General features: G+C 77.3%; 1 protein-coding gene. It reads left to right on the forward strand.

All coding sequences use genetic code 11. From position 1 onward, the window contains the following. Positions 1 to 759: hypothetical protein (locus tag N801_RS21245; protein ID WP_035940965.1), on the forward strand; the 759-nt coding region annotated here is incomplete at both ends.

Raw genomic sequence — 759 nt, forward strand, 5'->3', positions numbered from 1 at the left:
AGCGGGCGTCGCTCCTCGCGGGTCGACCCGGCGCGGACCCCGGCCACCGCGCGATCGCGTCGATCGCCGTGGGCATGGCGCGGGCCCTCGCCGGCGAGCCGGACTCGGAGGCGCTCCGGACCGGGGTCGACGCGCTCGCCGCGCTGCCCGATCCCACCCCCCAGGAGGCGGACTGGGCGGTGACGGGCCTGCTCTACCTGCGCGAGTCGGGCGCCGCCCGGGACCTGCTGCGCGACACGATCGAGACCCGGCGCCGGAACTCCGAGCTCGGCCAGCTCCCGCACCTGCTCTTCCACCTGGCCCGCAACGACGCCACGACGAACCGGTGGTCGCGGGCCGAGGCGCTCTACGTCGAAGCGGTCGGCCTGGCCCGCGAGTTCGGCCAGCTCACCGAGCTCGGCGCGTCGCTCACCGGGCTGGCCGCCCTGCACTCCCGCCAGGGCCGGGTCGAGGAGTGCCACCGCGAGGCGGCCGAGGCCCGACGGGTCGGCGAGGGCCGTGAGCTCAACATGGCCTCGGTCTGGACCGGCTTCGCGCTGGCCGAGCTCGACCTGTCGCTCGGTGACGTCGAGTCGGCGATCGCCGGGTTCACCGCCGTCGACGAGCTCCTCGCGGACCTCCGGGTCGGTGACCCCGACCTGTCGCCCGGGCCCGAGCTGGTCGAGGCGCTGCTGCGCGCCGGTGACCGCGAGCGGGCGGTCGCGGTCGACGCGGCGTTCCAGGCACGCGCCCGGCGCCGGGGACGGCCGTGGTCGCGGG

Source organism: Knoellia aerolata DSM 18566 (genome assembly GCF_000768695.1).
GTDB classification, from domain to species: Bacteria; Actinomycetota; Actinomycetes; order Actinomycetales; family Dermatophilaceae; genus Knoellia; species Knoellia aerolata.